Source organism: Janthinobacterium sp. SUN206 (assembly GCF_030587305.1).
Taxonomy (GTDB): Bacteria; Pseudomonadota; Gammaproteobacteria; order Burkholderiales; family Burkholderiaceae_D; genus Janthinobacterium; species Janthinobacterium kumbetense.
The window spans coordinates 211,924-230,660 of sequence record NZ_JAPWIB010000003.1 but is presented as its reverse complement, the minus strand read 5'-3'; the positions used below and the strand labels follow the sequence as shown (position 1 = coordinate 230,660).

General features: G+C 63.8%; 19 protein-coding genes. 10 read left to right on the top strand and 9 right to left on the bottom strand.

What is annotated here, in order from left to right:
• Position 1 precedes the first annotated feature (1 nt).
• The 6 genes from O3300_RS17975 to O3300_RS17950 form a co-directional block, all read right to left on the bottom strand.
• Positions 2 to 589 (bottom strand): DUF924 family protein, encoded by a 588-nt coding sequence (locus O3300_RS17975; RefSeq protein WP_305053969.1) that lies wholly within the window; start codon positions 587 to 589, stop codon positions 2 to 4.
• 16 nt (positions 590 to 605) lie between these two features.
• A complete protein-coding gene (locus O3300_RS17970; RefSeq protein ID WP_099665898.1) occupies positions 606 to 1,346 on the bottom strand; it encodes an MgtC/SapB family protein in 741 nt (246 codons plus the stop codon).
• Positions 1,347 to 1,601 (bottom strand): hypothetical protein, encoded by a 255-nt coding sequence (locus tag O3300_RS17965; protein WP_077398459.1) that lies wholly within the window; start codon positions 1,599 to 1,601, stop codon positions 1,347 to 1,349.
• Positions 1,601 to 3,424, bottom strand: a complete 1,824-nt coding sequence (locus O3300_RS17960; protein ID WP_305053713.1) for an aminopeptidase P family protein — start codon at positions 3,422 to 3,424, stop codon at positions 1,601 to 1,603. The genes O3300_RS17965 and O3300_RS17960 overlap by 1 nt, the downstream gene beginning before the upstream one ends.
• 64 nt (positions 3,425 to 3,488) lie before the next feature.
• Positions 3,489 to 5,543, bottom strand: coding sequence for a DUF4132 domain-containing protein (locus O3300_RS17955; protein WP_305053712.1), 2,055 nt, complete (start codon positions 5,541 to 5,543; stop codon positions 3,489 to 3,491).
• On the bottom strand, positions 5,530 to 6,228 hold the full coding sequence (locus O3300_RS17950; RefSeq protein ID WP_099665901.1) for a Crp/Fnr family transcriptional regulator: 699 nt from the start codon (positions 6,226 to 6,228) through the stop codon (positions 5,530 to 5,532). The genes O3300_RS17955 and O3300_RS17950 overlap by 14 nt, the downstream gene beginning before the upstream one ends.
• Before the next feature lie 180 nt (positions 6,229 to 6,408).
• Here O3300_RS17950 and O3300_RS17945 point away from each other — a divergent pair, with 180 nt between their 5' ends.
• The 9 genes from O3300_RS17945 to O3300_RS17905 all read left to right on the top strand — a co-directional run bounded on the left by O3300_RS17945 (position 6,409) and on the right by O3300_RS17905 (position 15,765).
• Complete coding sequence (locus O3300_RS17945; protein ID WP_305053711.1) at positions 6,409 to 8,340, top strand: AMP-binding protein; 1,932 nt, start codon at positions 6,409 to 6,411, stop codon at positions 8,338 to 8,340.
• A 14-nt stretch (positions 8,341 to 8,354) separates the two neighbouring features.
• Positions 8,355 to 9,170 carry an ABC transporter ATP-binding protein gene (locus O3300_RS17940; protein ID WP_305053710.1) on the top strand — a complete coding sequence of 272 codons (816 nt, stop codon included), beginning with the start codon at positions 8,355 to 8,357 and terminating at the stop codon, positions 9,168 to 9,170.
• Positions 9,171 to 9,189: 19 nt separating this feature from the next.
• On the top strand, positions 9,190 to 10,086 hold the full coding sequence (locus O3300_RS17935; protein ID WP_200880402.1) for a branched-chain amino acid ABC transporter permease: 897 nt from the start codon (positions 9,190 to 9,192) through the stop codon (positions 10,084 to 10,086).
• 54 nt (positions 10,087 to 10,140) lie between these two features.
• Positions 10,141 to 11,199 (top strand): branched-chain amino acid ABC transporter permease, encoded by a 1,059-nt coding sequence (locus O3300_RS17930; RefSeq protein ID WP_034752817.1) that lies wholly within the window; start codon positions 10,141 to 10,143, stop codon positions 11,197 to 11,199.
• 58 nt (positions 11,200 to 11,257) lie between these two features.
• Positions 11,258 to 12,577: an ABC transporter substrate-binding protein gene (locus tag O3300_RS17925; protein ID WP_305053709.1), complete on the top strand. Its 1,320-nt coding sequence runs from the start codon at positions 11,258 to 11,260 to the stop codon at positions 12,575 to 12,577.
• A 67-nt stretch (positions 12,578 to 12,644) separates the two neighbouring features.
• Positions 12,645 to 13,490 (top strand): ABC transporter ATP-binding protein, encoded by an 846-nt coding sequence (locus tag O3300_RS17920; protein WP_305053708.1) that lies wholly within the window; start codon positions 12,645 to 12,647, stop codon positions 13,488 to 13,490.
• A 17-nt stretch (positions 13,491 to 13,507) separates the two neighbouring features.
• Positions 13,508 to 13,867 (top strand): MmcQ/YjbR family DNA-binding protein, encoded by a 360-nt coding sequence (locus O3300_RS17915; protein WP_305053707.1) that lies wholly within the window; start codon positions 13,508 to 13,510, stop codon positions 13,865 to 13,867.
• Entirely contained in the window at positions 13,864 to 15,120 is a 1,257-nt protein-coding gene (locus O3300_RS17910; RefSeq protein WP_305053706.1) for a phenylacetate--CoA ligase family protein, read from the top strand. Before O3300_RS17915 ends, O3300_RS17910 begins: the two co-directional genes overlap by 4 nt.
• Before the next feature lie 63 nt (positions 15,121 to 15,183).
• On the top strand, positions 15,184 to 15,765 hold the full coding sequence (locus O3300_RS17905; RefSeq protein ID WP_099377742.1) for a hypoxanthine-guanine phosphoribosyltransferase: 582 nt from the start codon (positions 15,184 to 15,186) through the stop codon (positions 15,763 to 15,765).
• Positions 15,766 to 15,813: 48 nt separating this feature from the next.
• Here the strand turns inward: O3300_RS17905 and O3300_RS17900 are convergent, their stop codons facing one another.
• The 3 genes from O3300_RS17900 to O3300_RS17890 form a co-directional block, all read right to left on the bottom strand.
• The gene (locus O3300_RS17900; protein ID WP_099665909.1) at positions 15,814 to 16,767 is read right to left on the bottom strand and encodes a nitronate monooxygenase family protein; all 954 of its coding nucleotides are present in this window, start codon (positions 16,765 to 16,767) and stop codon (positions 15,814 to 15,816) included.
• Positions 16,768 to 16,865: 98 nt separating this feature from the next.
• On the bottom strand, positions 16,866 to 17,789 hold the full coding sequence (locus tag O3300_RS17895) for an MBL fold metallo-hydrolase (RefSeq protein ID WP_305053705.1): 924 nt from the start codon (positions 17,787 to 17,789) through the stop codon (positions 16,866 to 16,868).
• 8 nt (positions 17,790 to 17,797) lie between these two features.
• Positions 17,798 to 18,031, bottom strand: a complete 234-nt coding sequence (locus tag O3300_RS17890) for a DUF1289 domain-containing protein (protein WP_305053704.1) — start codon at positions 18,029 to 18,031, stop codon at positions 17,798 to 17,800.
• 277 nt (positions 18,032 to 18,308) lie between these two features.
• Here O3300_RS17890 and O3300_RS17885 point away from each other — a divergent pair, with 277 nt between their 5' ends.
• Positions 18,309 to 18,722: a CopG family transcriptional regulator gene (locus tag O3300_RS17885; protein WP_305053703.1), complete on the top strand. Its 414-nt coding sequence runs from the start codon at positions 18,309 to 18,311 to the stop codon at positions 18,720 to 18,722.
• The last annotated feature ends 15 nt before the right edge of the window (positions 18,723 to 18,737 follow it).

Here is an 18,737-nt window from a genome sequence, read left to right as displayed (position 1 = left end):
TCTAGAAGCTCGATCCCGGCTGGCGCAAAAATTCCAGCTCTTGCGGCGTGGAGGCGCGGCCGAGGATGGCGTTGCGGTGCGGGAAGCGGCCAAAGCGGGCGATCACTTCCTGGTGGCGCTCGGCGTAATCGAGCATACCGTCAAAGCCGGGCTGCGCCTGCGACAGCAGCTGGAACAGCTCGACGGCGCGCGCCTGCATGGCCAGGTCTTCCGCGTGTTCGAACGGCAGGTAGGCAAAAGCGCGCAACATCGGCGGCAGCTGGCGGTCCTGCCCCGCGTCCGTCAAGGCGACGGCCAGGGCCAGCGCCCGGGCGTCGCCGGCAAAGGCGCGCGGCGTGCCTCGATGCACATTGCGCGTGAATTGATCGAGTACGATCAGGCGCGCCAGCGCGCCGTGCGGCGTGGTATCCCACGCGCGCAAGCCGCCCTCGATGGCGGCATCGATCAGCGCGCCGAAACGCGCGCGTATCTGCGCATCGAAGCCGTCATCCTTGCGGAACCATTCCACGCGCGACTGGCCGTAGTCGGGGTTATCCGGCGGCAGAAACCAGAAATCGAGTACCTCTTGAGCCTGTGCATCCATGTCCATCCTCTCGGCATCCGTATCAGTTGCGGGCATGCGACAGCTGGAAGCCGGCGATGCCTTCGAAGGCGGCCAGTTCGGCCGACATGGCCGACAGGCTGGCGCCCGTGTTCTTGCCATGCGCGATGGCAACAAAACGCCATTCCTGCATGCCGTCCGTGCTGCCGATGGTCAGCGAGCCGCCGGCGATGTCGTAGCCGCGCTTGGCCGCCATGCGCCGCAGCGCATCTTCGCGCGGAATGAAATCGCGCTTGAAGCGCATGGTGATGGCCACCGCGTGGCGCGACGGCAGCCAGTTCTCCAGTTTTGACAGGAAAATCATCGCCATCGCACACAGAAAGGCCAGGCCCATGGCCGACAGATAAAAGCCGATGCCGACCATGATGCCGATCACGGACGAAGCCCAGATCGAGGCAGCCGTCGTCAGACCGCTGATATTGAAGCCCTCGCGCATGATCACGCCGGCGCCGAGGAAACCCACGCCCGTGACGATGCCCTGGATGACGCGCGTGGGATCGCTGCCGACGATGGCGCCATGGCCGCCGTACCAGAACTCCGGATAGCCGCCCAGCACCGTCAGCGCGGCCGAGGCCATGCACACGAGGCTGTAGGTGCGCATGCCGGCCGCGCGCCCGTGATACGAGCGCTCATACCCCACCAGCAAGCCCAGCAGCAGTGCGCCGAGCAGGTTCAGCAGGATCACGCCATTCGTCGCCAGCTCGGCCGGCGACCAGTAGGCGCGCAGGAAGTCGATGGTCGGCATTTAGTCCTGGGGCTTTTTCGTCAGCTGCTTTTCAAACGCCACGTCGAGCTTGCTAACGCGGCGCGCCTTTTGCGGTCCCAGGCCATTGACGAAGGCGACAAAGGCGTCCAGTTCCAGCGGCGGGCACAGGGGCGGCAAGCCCGGGCCTTCCGTGAGGAAGAACAGTTCATCGCCCGTGCGCGCCATCGTGTACAGGCGGTGCCCGGTGCGTTCCTTGAGCCGCTCGATGGCGGACGTGGCGCGGGTCGAGCGCATCAGATGGCTCCCGTGCGCTGTTCCAGCCACGCCAGCGCAGGCGCATCGGCCGGCGCGGCCAGGTGCGGCGCCAGCCGCGCGCGCACGGTGGCGTGGTAGTCGTTCAGCCAGGCCGCTTCGTCATCGCGCAGCAGCGAACGTTCCACGCAGCGCGTGTCGATCGGGCACAGGGTCAAGGTTTCGAAGCGCAGGAATTCGCCGAAGGGCGTCGTCCCCGCGGGAACGTTCAGCACCAGGTTCTCGATGCGGATGCCCCACTGGCCGGGACGGTAGATGCCCGGCTCGACGGAAGTGATCATGCCCGGTTCCATGGCCGTCTGCGGCTCCGGCATGGCGGACTGCGAAATCGATTGCGGCCCTTCGTGGACGTTGAGGAAGAAGCCCACGCCGTGGCCCGTGCCGTGGCCAAAGTCGATGCCTTCGGCCCACAGGGGCGCGCGGGCGATGGAATCGAGCATGGGCGACTTCACGCCGCGCGGGAATTGCGCGCGCGACAGCGCGATCATGCTGCGCAAGACCAGGGTGAAATCGCGCCTGTGCTCGGCCGTGATCGCGCCGACGGGGACCACGCGGGTGATATCCGTGGTGCCGCCCCAATACTGGCCGCCCGAGTCGATCAGCAACAAGCCATCGCCTTCGATGGTGGCGGCCGAATCCGCATGGGCGTGGTAATGCATGATGGCACCATGCGCATTGAAGCCGGCGATGGTGCCGAAACTGGGGCTGACAAAACCGGCGCGGCGGGCGCGGGCAGCCGTCAGGTGCTCGTCGACGCCGATTTCCGTCAACGGCGCGCGCTGCGGGTCGGCCAGGGTGCGATCCAGCCAGCTGAAAAACTCGCACAGGGCGGCGCCATCCTGCTCCATGGCGGCGCGCACGTGCGCCGCTTCGCCATCCGTCTTGCGCGACTTGGCCAGGGTGGTCGGGTTGATGGATTCGACCACCTGCACGCCATCGGCCACGGCCTGGCGCGTGCCGAACGTGATGCGGCGCGGGTCGAGCAGCAAGGTGGCGCCGGCCGGCAAGGCGGCCAGTGCGGCAGCCGTGCGGTCATAGGCTGCCACGTCCACGCCCTCGCTCTCCAGCGTGGCGCGCAGGGCCGCCGGCACCTTGCCATCGGCGACGAACAGGGTGGCGCGCTCGGGTCCCACCAGCGCATGCGCGAGGAAGACGGGGTTGTAGTTGACGTCGGCGCCGCGCAGGTTGAACAGATACGCGATGTCGTCGAGGGTGGAAATCACGTGGTGGCTGGCGCCGTGGGCCGCCATGCCGGCGCGCAGGGCCGCCAGTTTTTGCGCGCGCGACAGCGAGGGATACGCGGCCGCATGTTCAACCACGGGGGCGGCGGGCATGGCCGGGCGATCCGGCCACACGGCTAGCAGCACGTCGGTGTCCGTGCGCAGGGTGACTTGCGCGCCCAACGCCTGCTGCAGCAGGCGCGCATTGGCCAGGCCCAGTACGGCGCCATCGACGGCCACCGTCTGCCCCGGCCGCATGGTTTCGCCCAGCCAGTCGATATACAGCACGCTGGCGCCGGACGGGATTTTCTTCAGGACGATGCCGCTGCCGGCCAGTTCGTCTTCCGCCTGTTCCCAGTAGCGGCCATCGGTCCATACGCCGGCAAACTCCTGCGTCACGACCAGGGTGCCGACCGACCCCGTAAAGCCCGACAGCCACTCACGGCCCTGCCAGCGGGCCGGCAAGTACTCGGACAAATGCGGGTCGGCCGAGGGCACGATGCAGGCGTCGATGTGTTGCGCGCGCATGGCGCTGCGCAGTTGCGACAAACGGGAGGCGGGAGTGGCTTGGTCAGGTGTCTGCATGGGTGCGAAAATGGAGCGGTGCTGGGAAGTGCCTATGATACCGCGATTAGCAGCCGGGCTGCACTCAGTGCAGCGCCAGCAGCACCCCGGCGGTAGCGGCGATTTTTTCCAGCAGCGCCTCGTCGTAAGGCAGCCACGGCACGGCACCCAGCTTGTTCCCCTTCGCGAGCACCTCGGTCGCCACCTCGGCGCCGTCCAGCGTGACCCTGCCCGTGGTCAGGTGGATGGCGTGCCTGCCCACCATCAGGTGACGGGGCTCGAGCGCCATGCGCCCTGCTTCGATCTGCTGCGCAAACACTTGACGCAGCACGGTGCGCCGCATGCCCGCCATCGGCCCCGGGGGCAAGTTGGCCAGGTAAGACAAGCGCTCTTCGCGCTGCACGCTTTGCTCGTCTTCCACCAGCGCCAACGCGCTGGCGCTGACCAGCAGATCCACCGCGCGGCACGCTTCCGAATAGGCCACAGGCGCCAGCGGCAGCATCTGCGCGGGCGCCAGCCCGTTAGACGTGCAGGCGCCGCCCGCGCCTGGATAGACACGTCCCTCGAGGCGCAGCAATACGCGCCAGGTGCCGAACCCGCGCGACAAGCCTTCATCGTCGTCCAGCCGCCAGCCTTCGCGGCGGGCCAGTCCCAGCAAGGCAGGCAGCGACAGCTGGTAACCGGAAAATGGGGCGCTGCCGTCGCCGGGCGGTGCATATATTTCACGATACACCTGGCGCAGCGGCTGGCGCACGCGCTGCTGTGTAACCAGCGCCTGCCAGGCGGCGCGCTGCTCTCCGCTGCCGTGCAGGGGATGCCACAGGCCGATCTCGCCTTCTCCCTGTAGCGGCACATCCGCCGGCTGCCCCCATGCATTGATGGCACCCTCGCCATCGAGCATGAAAGCCTGGCCGTCGCCCGTGCGCCACACCAGCGCGCGCGCCACCGTATCGATATCGGCATCGTCGCGCAAGGCGCGCCATTGATCCAGCCCCAGACGCACGTCGCTGGCATAGCCCGCTTCCAGGCGGCGCGCCAGCATGGCCTGGCGCCGTTTGCCCATGGGACCGGGCATGCCGATCCTCCAGGCGATATCGGGCCGTTCGGCCAGCGCCCGTTCGGCCGGTTTCAGATTGCGTTCCAGCTTCTTGCGGATGCCCGCATGGCGCACCTGCGCCAGCGCCGTGCGCAGGGCCAGCAAGCTTTCCGGCGTGGGGATGGTTTCCACCGCATGGCCCAGCGCCATCGCCAACGATTGCGACGGCGCGCTCTTGGCCGTGCCGGGTGCGACGCATACCAAGGGCAGCAAGACGCTGATCACGGGCCTGAACCATGCGTCATCGCGATAGGCGGCGACCCGCGCGGCGCGCGCCAGCACCTGAGAGTCTGCCGTGGCAAAGGCGGCATCGGCAGCATACGGCACGCCGCCGTCATGAATGGCGGCGATATGGCGTGCCGCCTGTTCCAGTATCGTGCGCGCAAATTCGACATACGCCGCATCGTCGGCCAGCACGGCAGCGGGATCCGCCTCGCCGATACTGTCGCGGCTCCAGTGGCCGCTGTAGCGCGAGCCGGCCAGCGCCAGCAGGGACGCTTGCTCCAGCTGCGGCAGCAATTCCAATTCATGCAAGGTCAATGGCATCGGATAAAGGGCGTGACGCTCCTCCATTGCCTGCGCAAATTGCGCAGGGGCGTCGCCGCCAGCAAGGCGCGCCAGCAGGTAGGCCTGGTAGGGGCACTCGGCCCAGCCCGAGGTTTTGCCGAGAATGCGCCGCGCCTGCCCCGCCGTGCCTGCCGGTGCCTCGCCCTGCAGGCAAGCCAGGCAGCCGATGACATACTCCCATTCCCGGTTGTAATCGCCGGCCGCGTCCAGCGCATCGAGGAACATGGCGCCTGCCAGCGCCGGCGCCAGGTTCATGCTGGTCGCTTGTGCCAATAGCGCCGTCGCCAGCTCGCGCCGCGCCGTATCGTCATGGCCGAAGCGCGCCGCGCGATGCAACGCCCCCCAGATGGCGCCCAGTTCTTCCGGTGTCCAGTCGTTGAAATCGACGGGCGGCCCCGTGAATCGCGCATGGTCGACAAAGCCGCCATCGAGGCGTACGCGCAGGGCTACGGCACGCGTGGTCTCAGATGGCATCATCGGCCTCGTAGCGGCGCAAGCCTTCCAGGTCCAGCACGCGGATGCCGCCGTAATCGAGGCGCAGCAAGCCTTTCTTTTCCAGCACCTGCAAGGCCTGGTTGGCGCGCTGGCGCGAAGAGCCCGACAGCAGGCCGATTTCCTCCTGCGACAGCTGCACCAGCGTCTCCACGCCGGGGTACAAATGCGAGTTGAACATCGACGCCAGGCAGCGCGCCACGCGCGTATTCAGGTCCAGCAAGCGTTCGTTTTCCACCATGCCGATGAACTGCCCCAGGCGCTCGTTGAGCTGCATCAGCAGGAAGCGCGTAAACGGCAAACTCGTTTCCAGCAGCCAGTGGAAGGTGGCGCCTGGCAGGCGCGCCACGCGCGTATCGCGCAGGGCCATGGTGTCGTATTTGCGGATTTCATTCTTCAGCAATGAACCTTCGCCGAACCAGCTGCCGGGCGGCACGCCGATGAAGGTCATGGCCTTGCCGGAGGCGGAAAAATTATTCATCTTGACCATGCCGCTGATGACGCCGATCCAGTTGTCCACCGGCTCGCCCTTGCGGCAGACAAAGCCGCCTTTCGGCACGAAAGTCTCGAACACATCCGCCTCGACCCGGGCCATTTGCACGGGATCGAGCAGCTGTGCCCAGTTGGCCGCGCGCACGGCATCCTTGAGACTGATATCAGGGTAGGTCATTGTGCGATGCACCATCGAAAAGTGGGTAAATGTCCCCGAAAAGACAACTTGGCAAACTAACGCAAGCTACTATCATTGCACAAACGCCTTACACATAAAAAACACAGAGCGCCATCCAACGAGGTGGGGCCTGAGACAAGCAACAGGGAGACACTGGTGCAAACGAATACCACAGCAACAATGCCGACTTTTCCGCGGCGCTTATTGCAACACGGGACAGTACGATCCGACAAGCCCGCCTTTCGCGAAAAACACCTGGGCATCTGGCAAACCTGGACCTGGCGCGAGGTCAACGACGAGGTGCGCGCGCTGGCCTGCGGCCTGGCCGCCATCGGCTTCCAGCGCGGTATGAACCTGGCCATCATCGGCGACAACCGTCCCCGCCTGTACTGGGCCATGCTGGCTGCGCAAAGCCTCGGCGGCGTGCCCGTGCCACTGTACCAGGACGCGCCGGCCGCCGACATGGCCTATGTGCTGCAGGATGCGGAGATCCGCTACGCCATCGTCGAAGACCAGGAGCAGGTCGACAAGCTGCTCGAACTCAAGGCCCTGTATCCGCACGTCGCCCACATCGCCTATGACGATGAACGGGGCATGCGCCATTACCGCCAGCCGGAACTGATGTCGTTTGCCGCACTGCAGACGCTGGGCCGCGCGTACGACCGCGAACATCCGGGCTTTTTCGACGCCGCCGTGGCAGCGGGCCAGGGCAGCGACTCCGCCGTGATCCTGTACACCTCGGGCACCACGGGCAAGCCGAAGGGCGTGTGCCAGAGCCACACGGCGCTGCTGGCCGCAGGCGTTGGCGGCGTCGCCTTCGACCAGCTCACCGACGAGGAAGACATCCTGTCCTACCTGCCCATGGCGTGGGTCGGCGACTGCCTGTTCTCGCTGGCGCAAGCCATGGTGGCCGGCTTCACCGTCAACTGCCCCGAATCGGGCGACACGGTGATGATCGACATGCGCGAAATCGGCCCCACCTGCTACTTTGCGCCGCCGCGCGTGTTCGAGAACATGCTCACCAGCGTGATGATACGCATGGAAGACGCCAGCAGCATCAAGCGCCACATGTTCAGCCATTTCATGGACGTGGCCAAGCGCTGCGGCGCGCAGATTTTGGATGGCAAGCCAGTCTCGCTGGCGGACCGCCTCAGCTACAAGCTGGGCGAGCTGCTCGTCTACGGCCCGCTGAAAAACGTACTGGGACTGTCGCGCGTGCGCGTCGCCTACACGGCCGGTGCCGCTATCGGCCCCGACCTGTTCCGCTTCTACCGCTCCATCGGCGTCAACCTCAAGCAATTGTACGGTTCCACCGAAACCTGCGCCTATGTGTGCCTGCAGCCGGACGGCAATATCAAGTTCGACAGCGTCGGCTTGCCGGCGCCGGGCGTGGAAGTCAAGCTGGCGGCCAATGGCGAAGTGCTGGTGAAGTCGCCCGCCACCATGAGCGGCTACTTCAAGCGGCCCGACGCCACCGCCGAAGTGATCGACGACGACGGCTATTTCCATACGGGCGACGCGGGCGTGTTCGACGGCGAAGGCCACCTGAAAATCATCGACCGCGCGGCCGACGTCGGCAAGATGAATTGCGGCGCCATGTTCGCGCCCAACTACATCGAAAACAAGCTCAAGTTCTTCCCCTTCATCAAGGAAGTGGTGGCCTTCGGCCATGCGCGCGACCAGGTGTGCGCCTTCATCAACATCGACATCGAAGCGGTGGGCAACTGGTCCGAACGGCGCGGCATCGCCTACTCGGGCTACACCGACCTGGCGGCGCGCGCCGAGACCTATGGCCTGATCCGCGACTGCATCGAGCAAGTCAACGCGGAACTGGCAGCCGACCCGCTGATGGACCGCACGCAGGTGCACCGCTTCCTCGTGCTGCACAAGGAACTCGACCCGGACGACGACGAGCTGACGCGCACGCGCAAGGTACGCCGCAAATTCATCGCCGAAAAGTACGCGGTGCTCATTTCCGCCCTGTATGAGGGCAAGGCAACGCAATACATCGAGACCCAGGTGAAATTCGAGGATGGCCGCCTTGGCTCAACCAGCGCCAACCTGCAGATCTGGGACAGCAAAACGTACCGGCCCCAGGGCCTGGCCGCATGATGGAGCACAGCACGATGCAAATGAATGAACCCGACGCCCATTTCGGCACGGCCCGCAAGACGGGTCCCGTGATCCTCGACCTGAAGAACATCTCGCTGTCGTTCGGCGGCGTGAAAGCCCTGACCGACATCTCGTTTAACGTCAAACAGCATGAAATCCGCGCCATCATCGGCCCGAACGGCGCGGGCAAAAGCTCGATGCTCAACGTGATCAATGGCGTGTACCGTCCGCAGCAGGGAGAAATCATCTACCGGGGCGAACACCGGCGCGGCATGGACTGCTACCAGGCTGCCAAGTCCGGCATCGCGCGCACCTTCCAGAACATCGCCCTGTTCAAGGGCATGACGGTGCTGGACAACATCATGACGGGGCGCAACCTGAAGATGAAGTCGAATTTTCTCTTGCAAGCCCTGTACTGGGGCCCGGCGCGGCGCGAGGAAATCGAGCACCGCAAGAAGGCCGAGGAAATCATCGACTTCCTGGAAATCCAGGCCATCCGCAAGACGCCCGTGGGGCGCCTGCCCTACGGCCTGCAAAAGCGGGTGGAGCTGGGCCGCGCGCTGGTGGCCGAACCGGACATCCTGCTGCTGGATGAACCGATGGCCGGCATGAACGTGGAGGAGAAGCAGGACATGTGCCGCTTCATCCTCGACGTCAACGACCAGCTGGGCACGACCATCGTGCTGATCGAGCATGACATGGGCGTGGTGATGGATATCTCCGACCGGGTGGTGGTGCTCGATTACGGCAAGAAGATCGGCGACGGCACGCCCGACGAGGTGCGCAGCAACCAGGATGTCATCAACGCCTACTTAGGTGTGGCGCACTAGACGAGGAATAGCAATGAATATCAATTTTTTCTTTGAAGTGCTGATCGGCGGCCTGCTGTCGGGCGTCATGTATGCGCTGGTAGCGATCGGTTTTGTATTGATCTACAAGGCATCGGGCGTGTTCAATTTTGCGCAGGGCGCAATGGTGTTTTTCGCCGCCCTCACCTGCGTCGGCATCATGGACAAGTTCGGCCTGTCGCTGTGGCTGGCGATCCCGCTGACGATGGTAACGATGATAGTACTGGGCATGGCGATTGAAAGAGTGGTCTTGCGCCCGCTCGTCAACCAGCCCGAAATCACGCTGTTCATGGCCACCATCGGCCTGACCTTTTTCATCGAAGGCCTGGCGCAGCTGATGTGGGGCTCGCAAGTGCACAAGCTGGACCTGCCCATCGAAGACGTGCCGATGCAATTCCTGATGGACCGCTTCGACATCAACATCTCGCAGTTCGACCTGATGGCGGCCGGCATCTGCGCGCTGCTGGTGATTTGCCTGGCCTTGCTGTTCTCGAAAACCAAGGTGGGCCGCGCCCTGCGCGCCGTCGCCGACGACCATCAGGCGGCACTGGCGGTCGGCATCCCGCTGCAGCGCATCTGGGCCGTGGTGTGGGGTGTAGCGGGCCTGGTGGCCATGGTGGCCGGCTTGCTGTGGGGCGCGCGCAACGGCGTGCAATTCGCCCTCACCTTCATCGCCTTGAAAGCGCTGCCCGTGCTGATCCTCGGCGGCTTTACGTCGGTGCCGGGCGCCATCGTCGGTGGCCTGATCATCGGCGCGTCGGAAAAGCTGGCCGAAGTCTACCTCGGCCCCATGGTGGGCGGCGGCATCGAAGGCTGGTTCCCGTATGTGCTGGCCCTGCTGTTCCTGCTGGTGCGCCCGGAAGGCCTGTTCGGCGAGAAGATCATCCGGCGTATCTGACGCCGCACCGCCGCCGCATGATGCACACGACGCACCCATCACAAAGGACACGCCATGATTTACCGTGAAGCAGGACAGTTCAAGACCAGCTACCAGGCTGACAACCAGATTTTCCCGATCAGGCAAGACCGCCTGGCACTGACGGCCACGCTCCTCGTCGCCGTCTTCCTCTTGCCGTATTTCGCCTCGCCCTACATGCTGTCGGCGATCCTGATCCCCTTCCTGATCTTCGCCCTGGCGGCACTGGGCCTGAACATCCTGACCGGTTACGCGGGCCAGCTGTCGCTGGGTACGGCCGCCTTCATGGCCGTGGGCGCGTTCGCCTCGTATAACTTCATGGCCCGCCTGCCCGGCTTGCCGCTGCTGGTATCGTTCATCCTCGGCGGCCTGTGTGCGGCCATGGTGGGCATCGCCTTCGGTCTGCCGTCACTGCGCATCCGCGGCTTTTACCTGGCCGCCTCCACCCTGGCGACGCAGTTTTTTGTCGTCTGGTGCCTGACCAAGATCCCGTATCTCACCAACTACAGCTCCTCGGGCGTCATCACGGTGCAGAAGATGACCATCCTCGGCTACCAGTTCGATACGCCGCAAAGCAAATACCTGCTGGTGCTGGCCATCGTGGCCGGCATGGCGCTACTGGCCAAGAACATGATCCGCTCGAACGTGGGCCGCTCGTGGATGGCCGTGCGCGACATGGACATGGCGGCCGAGGTGATCGGTTTCAGATTGATGCGCACCAAGCTGCTGGCGTTTGCCGTCAGCTCGTTCTACTGCGGCGTGGCCGGCGCGCTGTATGCATACGCCTACCTGGGCACGGTGGAACCGGAAGCGTACAACCTGGACCTGTCCTTCCGCATCCTGTTCATGATCATCATCGGCGGCGTCGGTTCGATCCTCGGTTCCTTCCTCGGCGCGGCCTTCATCGTGCTGTTGCCCGTCTTCCTGAACACCATCGCGCATGGCCTGGCATTGCCGACCAGCGTGGCCTCGAACCTGGAACTGATGGTGTTCGGCGCGCTGATCATCTTCTTCCTGATCGTCGAGCCGCACGGCCTGGCCAGGCTGTGGCAGATCGCGAAGGAAAAGTTAAGACTCTGGCCCTTCCCCCATTAAGTTTTTGCAGTCGATGTCGGTTCACTTGAATACCAAATAAAACAAGAGGAGACACACAATGAAACACATCAAATCGCTCATGCTGGCCGCCGCCATCGCCAGTGCCGCACTCACCATGGCCGGCAGCGCGCAGGCGCAGGACAAAGAGCAGTACATCGCTCTGCCATCCTACCGCGTGGGTCCCTACGCGGCCGGCGGCTCCGGTTTCTACGGCGGCATCATCGACTACTTCAACCTGGTTAACCAGGCCGGCGGCGTCAATAGCGTCAAGATCAGCTGGGAAGAATGCGAAACCGAATACAACCCCTCGCGCGGCGTGGAATGCTATGAACGCCTGAAAACCAAACAAGGCGGCGCCACCCTGGTGGAAACCCTGTCCACGGGCGTCGCCTACGGCATCCTGGACCGCGTGGCACAAGACAAGATCCCCATGACGATGATCGGCTACGGCCGCTCGGACGCCGCCAACGGCAAGGTCTTCCCGTACGTGTATCCGCTGATCTCCAGCTACTGGAGCCAGGCCGCCGCCATGATCAAATACCTGGGCGACAAGGATGGCGGCATGGACAAGCTGAAGGGCAAAAAAATCGTCCACCTGTACCACGATTCGGCGTTCGGCAAGGAGCCGCTGCCCGTGCTCGAAGCGCTGTCGAAACAGTACGGCTTCGAACTGGTGAAAATTCCCGTCGCGCCGCCAGGCAGCGAACAGCAATCGCAATGGCTGCAAATCCGCCAGGCCAAGCCGGACCACGTGATCCTGTGGGGCTGGGGCGTCATGAACTCGGTCGCCATCAAAACGGCGCAGCGCAATGGTTTCCCGCGCGACAAAATGCTGGGCGTCTGGTGGGCCGGCTCCGAGGAAGACACGATTCCATCGGGCGACGCAGCCAAGGGTTACACGGCGATGACCTTCAATACGCCAGGTAACTACCCCGTGCTCGACGACATCCGCAAGAAACTCTACGCGTCCGGCAAGGGCAACCTGTCCGACCAGTCGCGCATCGGCTCCGTCTACCACATGCGCGGCGTGACGGCCGGCATCCTGTGGGTGGAAGCGATCCGCACGGCGCAGGAAAAATTCGGCAAGGGCAAACCGATCACGGGCGAACAGATGCGCTGGGGCCTGGAAAACCTGAACGTCGACGATGCGCGCCAGAAGGCCGTCGGCGCGCTGGGCATGTTCCCCACCGTGAAGACCAGCTGCGACGACCATGAAGGCTCGGGCGCCGTGAAGGTGCAGCAGTGGGATGGCAAGAAGTGGACCGCCATCACGCCGAAGTGGATCGTCGGCGACAAGGCCCTGGTGCGCAAGCTGGTCGAGGAATCCTCGAACAAGTACGCGGAAGAGAAAAAGATCACGCCGGCGTGCATGAAGTAATGCCGTAGGCGAGAGGAACCGGACCGGCCAACGCCGGTCCCGTGTTGAACATTTTAAAGAAGCAGCCATGACCCACACTGCCACGCAAGCCCCGACCAAGCCGGACGCGCCGCCGCCCTACCTGTCGGTGAACAATATCGAAGTCATCTACGACCACGTGATCCTGGTCCTGAAGGGCGTGTCGCTGCAAGTGCCGCAAGGCAAGATCGTGGCGCTGCTGGGCGCCAACGGCGCCGGCAAGTCGACCACCCTGAAAACCATCTCGACCCTGCTGCGCGGCGAACGGGGCGACGTCACCAAGGGCGAAGTCCAGTTCAAGGGCGAGCGCGTGGACCAGCTGACGCCGAATGAACTGGTGAAGCGGGGCCTGTCGCAAGTGATGGAGGGACGCCACTGTTTCGGCCACCTCACCATCGAGGAAAACCTGCTGACGGGCGCCTACACGCGCAGCCTGTCACGCGGCGAGCTGAAAGACGCGCTGGACAAGGTGTATCACTACTTTCCGCGCCTGAAAACGCGGCGCAGCAGCCAGGCCGGCTACACCTCGGGCGGCGAACAGCAGATGTGCGCCATCGGCCGCGCGCTGATGGCCAAGCCATCGATGATTTTACTGGACGAGCCGTCGATGGGCATCGCGCCGCAGATCGTCGAAGAGATCTTCGGCATCGTCAAGGACCTGAACCACAAGGAAAACGTGTCTTTCCTGCTGGCCGAACAGAACACCAACGTGGCGCTGCGCTACGCCGACTTCGGCTACATCCTGGAAAACGGACGGGTCGTGATGGAAGGACAAGCCCAGGAACTGGCCAGCAACGAAGACGTCAAAGAGTTTTACCTGGGCGTGTCCAGCGCCGGGCGCAAGAGCTTCCGCGACATGAAGTTCTACCGCCGCCGCAAGCGCTGGCTGGCCTGACATAGGGAGTTGCAGTCATGGACCTGGAACGGGCGAAGCAAGTGTGCCGCGGCTTTCCCGGCGCGACGCAAGACATCAAATGGAGCAACGTGCTGGCGTTTTGCGTCGGTGGCCGGATGTTCGCGCTGTGCGGCGCGGAAGCGCACAGCACGCGCGGCATGAGCTTCAAGGTCGATGCGGAACGCTTCCTGGAATTGACGGACCGCCCCGGTTTTCGCCCGGCGCCCTACCTGGCGCGGGCCAAATGGGTGCTGGTCGCCAGTCCCGACGCCCTCGACGACGACGAAATGGCCGCCCTGCTGCAACGCTCATACAGCCTGATTGTTGCGGGGCTGACGAAAAAAATGCAACGTGACATTGGAGAATCCGCAACATGACCGATACGCTCGACAGTCTGGAAGCACGCGCCCCCGAGGCGCGCGAACGCGAATTGATGGCCGGCCTGCCGCAGCTGATCGCGCGCGCACAACAGGCGCCGGGCTGGGCCCGCATCCTCGATGGCGTCAATGCAGCCGACATCACCAGCCGCGCCGCGCTGGCGCAGCTGCCCGTGACGCGCAAGTCCGACCTCAAGCAATTGCAGCACGCGCAACTGCCGTTCGGCGGCTTGAACACGACGCCGAAAAACGCCCTGTCGCGCGTGTTCGTCTCGCCCGGCCCCATCTTCGATCCCGAAGGCCGCGGCCCCGACTGGTGGCGCTTCGCGCGCCCCATGTACGCTGCCGGCGTGCGCGCCGGCGGCCTGCTGCAGAACTGCTTTTCGTATCACTTCACGCCGGCCGCCTTCATGGTCGAAGGCGGCGCCGCGCGCATCGGCTGCACCGTCATCCCGGCCGGCATCGGCCAGACGGAAATGCAGGTGCAGGCGATGGTCGACCTGAAGCCCGACACGTATATCGGCACGCCGTCATTCCTGAAACTGATCATCGAGAAAGCGCGCGAAATGGGCGCCGACATCAGCAGCGTCACCAAGGCCGTGATGGGTGCGGAAGCCTTGCCCGAGTCCCTGCGCAGCTGGTTTGCGGAGAACGGCGTGCCGCACGTGTTCCAGACCTATGCCTCGGCCGACATCGGCAGCATCGCCTATGAAACGGCCAGCAATGGCAAGCTCAATCCCGGCATGGTCGTAGACGAAAACGTGCTGCTGGAAATCGTCCATCCGGGCAGCGGCATTCCCGTCGCGCCGGGCGAAGTAGGCGAAGTGGTCGTCACCGTCTTCAATGCCGACTATCCGCTGATCCGCTTCGCCACAGGCGATCTGTCGGCCGTGCTGGTCGACGCGCCGGAGTCGCCGTGCGGCCGCACGAATACGCGCATCAAGGGCTGGATGGGGCGCGCGGATCAAACCACCAAGGTGCGCGCCATGTTCGTGCATCCGTCGCAGGTGCACGAGATCGCGCGCCGCCATCCGCACATCAAAAAAGCGCGGCTGGTGGTATCGGGACGCATGGCCAACGACGAGATGACTTTGCATTGCGAAGTCGACGATCCGCTCGACACCAGCGGCACCGAAGCCATCATCGGCTCGATCCGCGAACTGACCAAGCTGCGCGGCGACGTAGTGCTCGTGGCCGTGGGCAGCCTGGCGCAAGATGGGAAAATCATCGACGACATGCGCGATTACAAATAAGGCCGATTTGCGGGATAATACCGGCATTGACCATCAGCCCCATTCATCGCCATGCAAGAGTCCATGCAAGAATTTCATCACAACCGTGCCCGTGACCTGATCAAGAACGCGGAACTGCTGTTCGACCAAGACGCCGTGCAGGCTTCGATCACGCGCATGGCCGATGTGCTCAACACGCGCTTCAACGCCGAGGATTCGAAAGAGTTCCCGCTGGTGCTGGGCGTGATGGGCGGCGCCGTCGTCTTTACGGGCAACCTGCTGCCGCAACTGAGCTTTCCGCTCGAATTCGACTACATCCACGTGAGCCGCTACGGCGACGACGACAAGGGCGGCGAAGTGGTGTGGAAAGTCATCCCCCGCTCGAATGTAGCGGGCCGCACCGTCATCGTGCTCGACGATATTCTCGACGAAGGCGAAACCCTGGCACACGTCAAGCAGCGCCTGCTGGACATGGGCGCCTCGGAAGTGATCCTGGCCGTGTTTGCCGACAAGGCCATCGGCAAGAAAAAACCCGTGCAAGCCGACATCGTCGGCCTGGTGATCCCGAACCGCTTCGTCGTCGGCTTCGGCATGGATGCGTATGGCTACTGGCGCAACCTGCCGGGCTTGTGGGCCATCAAGCCTGAGGATTTGAAGCAGGAATAAGGATGGCTTGGATGACGCGGCATGCCGCGTCATCCGGCAGCAGCAGAGTTACAGCTTCAACCGCGCGCGCGCCGCATCGTATTCGGCTTTCAGGCGCGCCACCATCTCTTCCACGCTCGGCACGTCATCCATCAAGCCCACGCCCTGACCCGCGCCCCAGATGTCGCGCCAGGCCTTGGCGCTGCCCGAGCCGAAATTCATCGCGCTCTTGTCCGCTTCGGGCAAGGCTTCCGGATCGAGTCCGGCCGCTTCGATCGATTTTTTCAGGTAATTGCCGTGCACGCCAGTAAACAGGTTCGTGTAGACGATGTCCGCCGCGCTGGAATCGACGATGGCGTCGCGGTAGCCATCGCTGACGTTCGATTCCTTGGTCGCCAGCCAGCGCGAGCCGATGTAGGCGAAATCGGCGCCCATCGCTTGCGCGGCCAGCACGGCGTCACCCGTGGCGATGGAACCGGACAGCGCCAGCGGACCGTCGAAGAATTTGCGCACTTCGCCCACCAGCGCGAACGGCGACAGGGTGCCCGCGTGGCCGCCGGCGCCGCTGGCGACCAGAATCAAGCCATCGACACCCGCCTCCAGCGCCTTTTTCGCGTGACGGATCGAAATCACGTCATGCAGCACGATGCCGCCATAGCTGTGGATGGCGTCGAGCATTTCCTTGGGCGGCGCACGCAGCGAGGAAATGATGATGGGGATCTGGTGTTTCACGCACACTTCCACGTCGTGCGCGAGGCGGTCGTTCGACTGGTGCACGATCTGGTTGACAGCGATCGGCCCGACTTTCTTGTCCGGGTTGGCGGCCTGGAAGGCGGCCAGTTCGGCCTGCAAGTCCGTCAGCCACGTGTCGAGCAATTCGGCGGGACGCGCATTCAGGGCCGGGAAGGAACCGACGATGCCGGCCTTGCACTGCGCCGCGACGAGGGCCGGGCCGCTGGCGATGAACATCGGCGAGGCGATAACGGGTAAGGAGAGGTTTTGCAACGCAACAGGCAATGCCATGGCGGACTCGCTGGAAAGTTGATCGGACGTAAAAAACACTGAACGTTGATTATAGTGCAGAAAAAGTACGATCGTGCTGAATTTATCGCACCGACGCTTCAACCCTCGTTGAGCAAGTACTCACCCTCGACGCGCGCCGCTACAGCCCTAACCAGCTGGGACACGGCCCACTCGGCCAGCGCGGCCGCCTCCTGGCGCAGAAAGCGCCGGTTGGCTTCCTCGAAGATGGGCATGCCGCGCAACAGGGCCGGTATGTCGGCGAGGGCGATGCGCTGGCGTTCCAGCAGCAGGAATTTCAGCAGCACCTTCACGGCGTTCTGCGCATTGCGCACGGGGTCGGACGCCAGGTAATCGAGGCGCGAATACGCGCGCTGCAGGGCACCGGCGGCATCCGTGAATGGCCGCCCGTGGCCGGGGATCACCACGCGCACGTCCAGGCTGGCGATCAGGTCCAGGGTGGCGCGCGCTTCCAGAAAGCCGGAGCCGCCATCGAGTTCCGGAAAGATCACGCCGAAGCCGTTTTCCCACAGAGCGTCGGCGGAAATCAGGATGCCCTCCTGGCCGCAGTAAAAAATCAGCGAGTGCGGGTCGTGGCCCGGTGCGCCCAGCGCCTGCCAGGCCATGTCGGCCAAGGTCAACGTGTCGCCGGGCGAGACGGTGGCGTCAAAGCCGAAGCGCGGGCATTGCTGGCCCGTGGCCTGGAAGCTGAGGGCATCGATATCCCAGGCGCGCACCTTGTCCGCTTCCGATACGGGAATGGCCGTATGGCAGCCGTATTCGGCTTGCAGCAGCGCGTTGCCGCCGCAATGGTCGGAGTGCAGATGCGTATTGAACAAGCGGTCCAGCGGCCGGCCCGCCAGGCTGTGGCGCAGCAGGGCCAGGGTTTGCGGCGCATGCGTGACATAGCCGCTGTCGATCAGGGCCGTGTCGTCCCTGCCCTGGAACAGGATGTTATTCGACGACAGCCAGCCGCGTTCGAACACCTGAATGGAATCGGGGAACAGCGCTGGCGATCGCGGCATGGGCTTCCTCAGTAATCGGGCTCGAAGTCGAGCAGGGATTCGCGGCCCGGCAATTCGGCCCACACGGCGCGCTTGAAGTCGTCGTCGGCCTTGCTCCAGGCGATGATCTCGTCGAGCGTGCGCAGGCAGCCTTCGCACAAGCCGCTGTTGCGGTTCATCTTGCACAGACTGACGCAGGGCGACGGCACCGGCGACGGCAAAGTGAGCGGAGCGGCTGGCGGAGGTGGGGTAGCGACCATCATGGAGCGGCATCGGTAAACGTGAAGGCTTTCATTATGCCGCGAAACCGCGCCGGCGAGTCGGCGGCATCGCCCTGCAATGACACTGTCAACATATTTTCCGACGAAAAAATAATCAAAAATATATTATTTGAAAATTTATTTTGCGGCCCATCTCACTCTGCGGGAGCCCGTCCTACAGCGTGATCAGGCCAGATCCTGCTTGACTTGAGATATTTCAGAACTATACTACCATCCATACAGATGGCAATTGGATGCCACGTGGAGTTTTTGGAGAGATATGGCCAAGCAAGACAGCAAGCCCAAAATTGGGGAATCCGAGAAAATCACGATCAACCTCGGCTTGATCGACCTGGGGCAGATCGATTTGCTGGTCCAGGAGGGATTTTATTCCAACCGCACGGATCTGATCCGTACGGCCATACGCAATCAACTCAATACGCACGCCGACGTGGTGAAACAAACCGTCGCCCGTAGAAGCCTGGTATTGGGCATGCAGCATTATTCGCGCGCCGATCTGGAAGCGATCCAGGCAGCCGGCCAGCGCCTGCAGATACAGGTGCTGGGACTGGCCAGCATCGCCAGCGACGTCTCCGTGGAACTAGCACTTGCCACCATCGAGTCGATCTTCGTATTAGGTGCCCTGCACGCCAGCACCGTCGTCAAGACGGCGCTCGCAGGGCGAATTCACTAGCGTATTGGTTCGCGG

Bases quoted from the DNA above. Each gene is read 5' to 3' on its own strand.
- O3300_RS17975 (WP_305053969.1), bottom strand. From the start codon at position 589: ATGGACATGGATGCACAGGCTCAAGAGGTACTCGATTTCTGGTTTCTG.
- O3300_RS17970 (WP_099665898.1), bottom strand. From the start codon at position 1,346: ATGCCGACCATCGACTTCCTGCGCGCCTACTGGTCGCCGGCCGAGCTG.
- O3300_RS17965 (WP_077398459.1), bottom strand. From the start codon at position 1,601: ATGCGCTCGACCCGCGCCACGTCCGCCATCGAGCGGCTCAAGGAACGC.
- O3300_RS17960 (WP_305053713.1), bottom strand. From the start codon at position 3,424: ATGCAGACACCTGACCAAGCCACTCCCGCCTCCCGTTTGTCGCAACTG.
- O3300_RS17955 (WP_305053712.1), bottom strand. From the start codon at position 5,543: ATGATGCCATCTGAGACCACGCGTGCCGTAGCCCTGCGCGTACGCCTC.
- O3300_RS17950 (WP_099665901.1), bottom strand. From the start codon at position 6,228: ATGACCTACCCTGATATCAGTCTCAAGGATGCCGTGCGCGCGGCCAAC.
- O3300_RS17945 (WP_305053711.1), top strand. From the start codon at position 6,409: ATGCCGACTTTTCCGCGGCGCTTATTGCAACACGGGACAGTACGATCC.
- O3300_RS17940 (WP_305053710.1), top strand. From the start codon at position 8,355: ATGCAAATGAATGAACCCGACGCCCATTTCGGCACGGCCCGCAAGACG.
- O3300_RS17930 (WP_034752817.1), top strand. From the start codon at position 10,141: ATGATTTACCGTGAAGCAGGACAGTTCAAGACCAGCTACCAGGCTGAC.
- O3300_RS17925 (WP_305053709.1), top strand. From the start codon at position 11,258: ATGAAACACATCAAATCGCTCATGCTGGCCGCCGCCATCGCCAGTGCC.
- O3300_RS17920 (WP_305053708.1), top strand. From the start codon at position 12,645: ATGACCCACACTGCCACGCAAGCCCCGACCAAGCCGGACGCGCCGCCG.
- O3300_RS17915 (WP_305053707.1), top strand. From the start codon at position 13,508: ATGGACCTGGAACGGGCGAAGCAAGTGTGCCGCGGCTTTCCCGGCGCG.
- O3300_RS17910 (WP_305053706.1), top strand. From the start codon at position 13,864: ATGACCGATACGCTCGACAGTCTGGAAGCACGCGCCCCCGAGGCGCGC.
- O3300_RS17905 (WP_099377742.1), top strand. From the start codon at position 15,184: ATGCAAGAATTTCATCACAACCGTGCCCGTGACCTGATCAAGAACGCG.
- O3300_RS17900 (WP_099665909.1), bottom strand. From the start codon at position 16,767: ATGGCATTGCCTGTTGCGTTGCAAAACCTCTCCTTACCCGTTATCGCC.
- O3300_RS17895 (WP_305053705.1), bottom strand. From the start codon at position 17,789: ATGCCGCGATCGCCAGCGCTGTTCCCCGATTCCATTCAGGTGTTCGAA.
- O3300_RS17890 (WP_305053704.1), bottom strand. From the start codon at position 18,031: ATGATGGTCGCTACCCCACCTCCGCCAGCCGCTCCGCTCACTTTGCCG.
- O3300_RS17885 (WP_305053703.1), top strand. From the start codon at position 18,309: ATGGCCAAGCAAGACAGCAAGCCCAAAATTGGGGAATCCGAGAAAATC.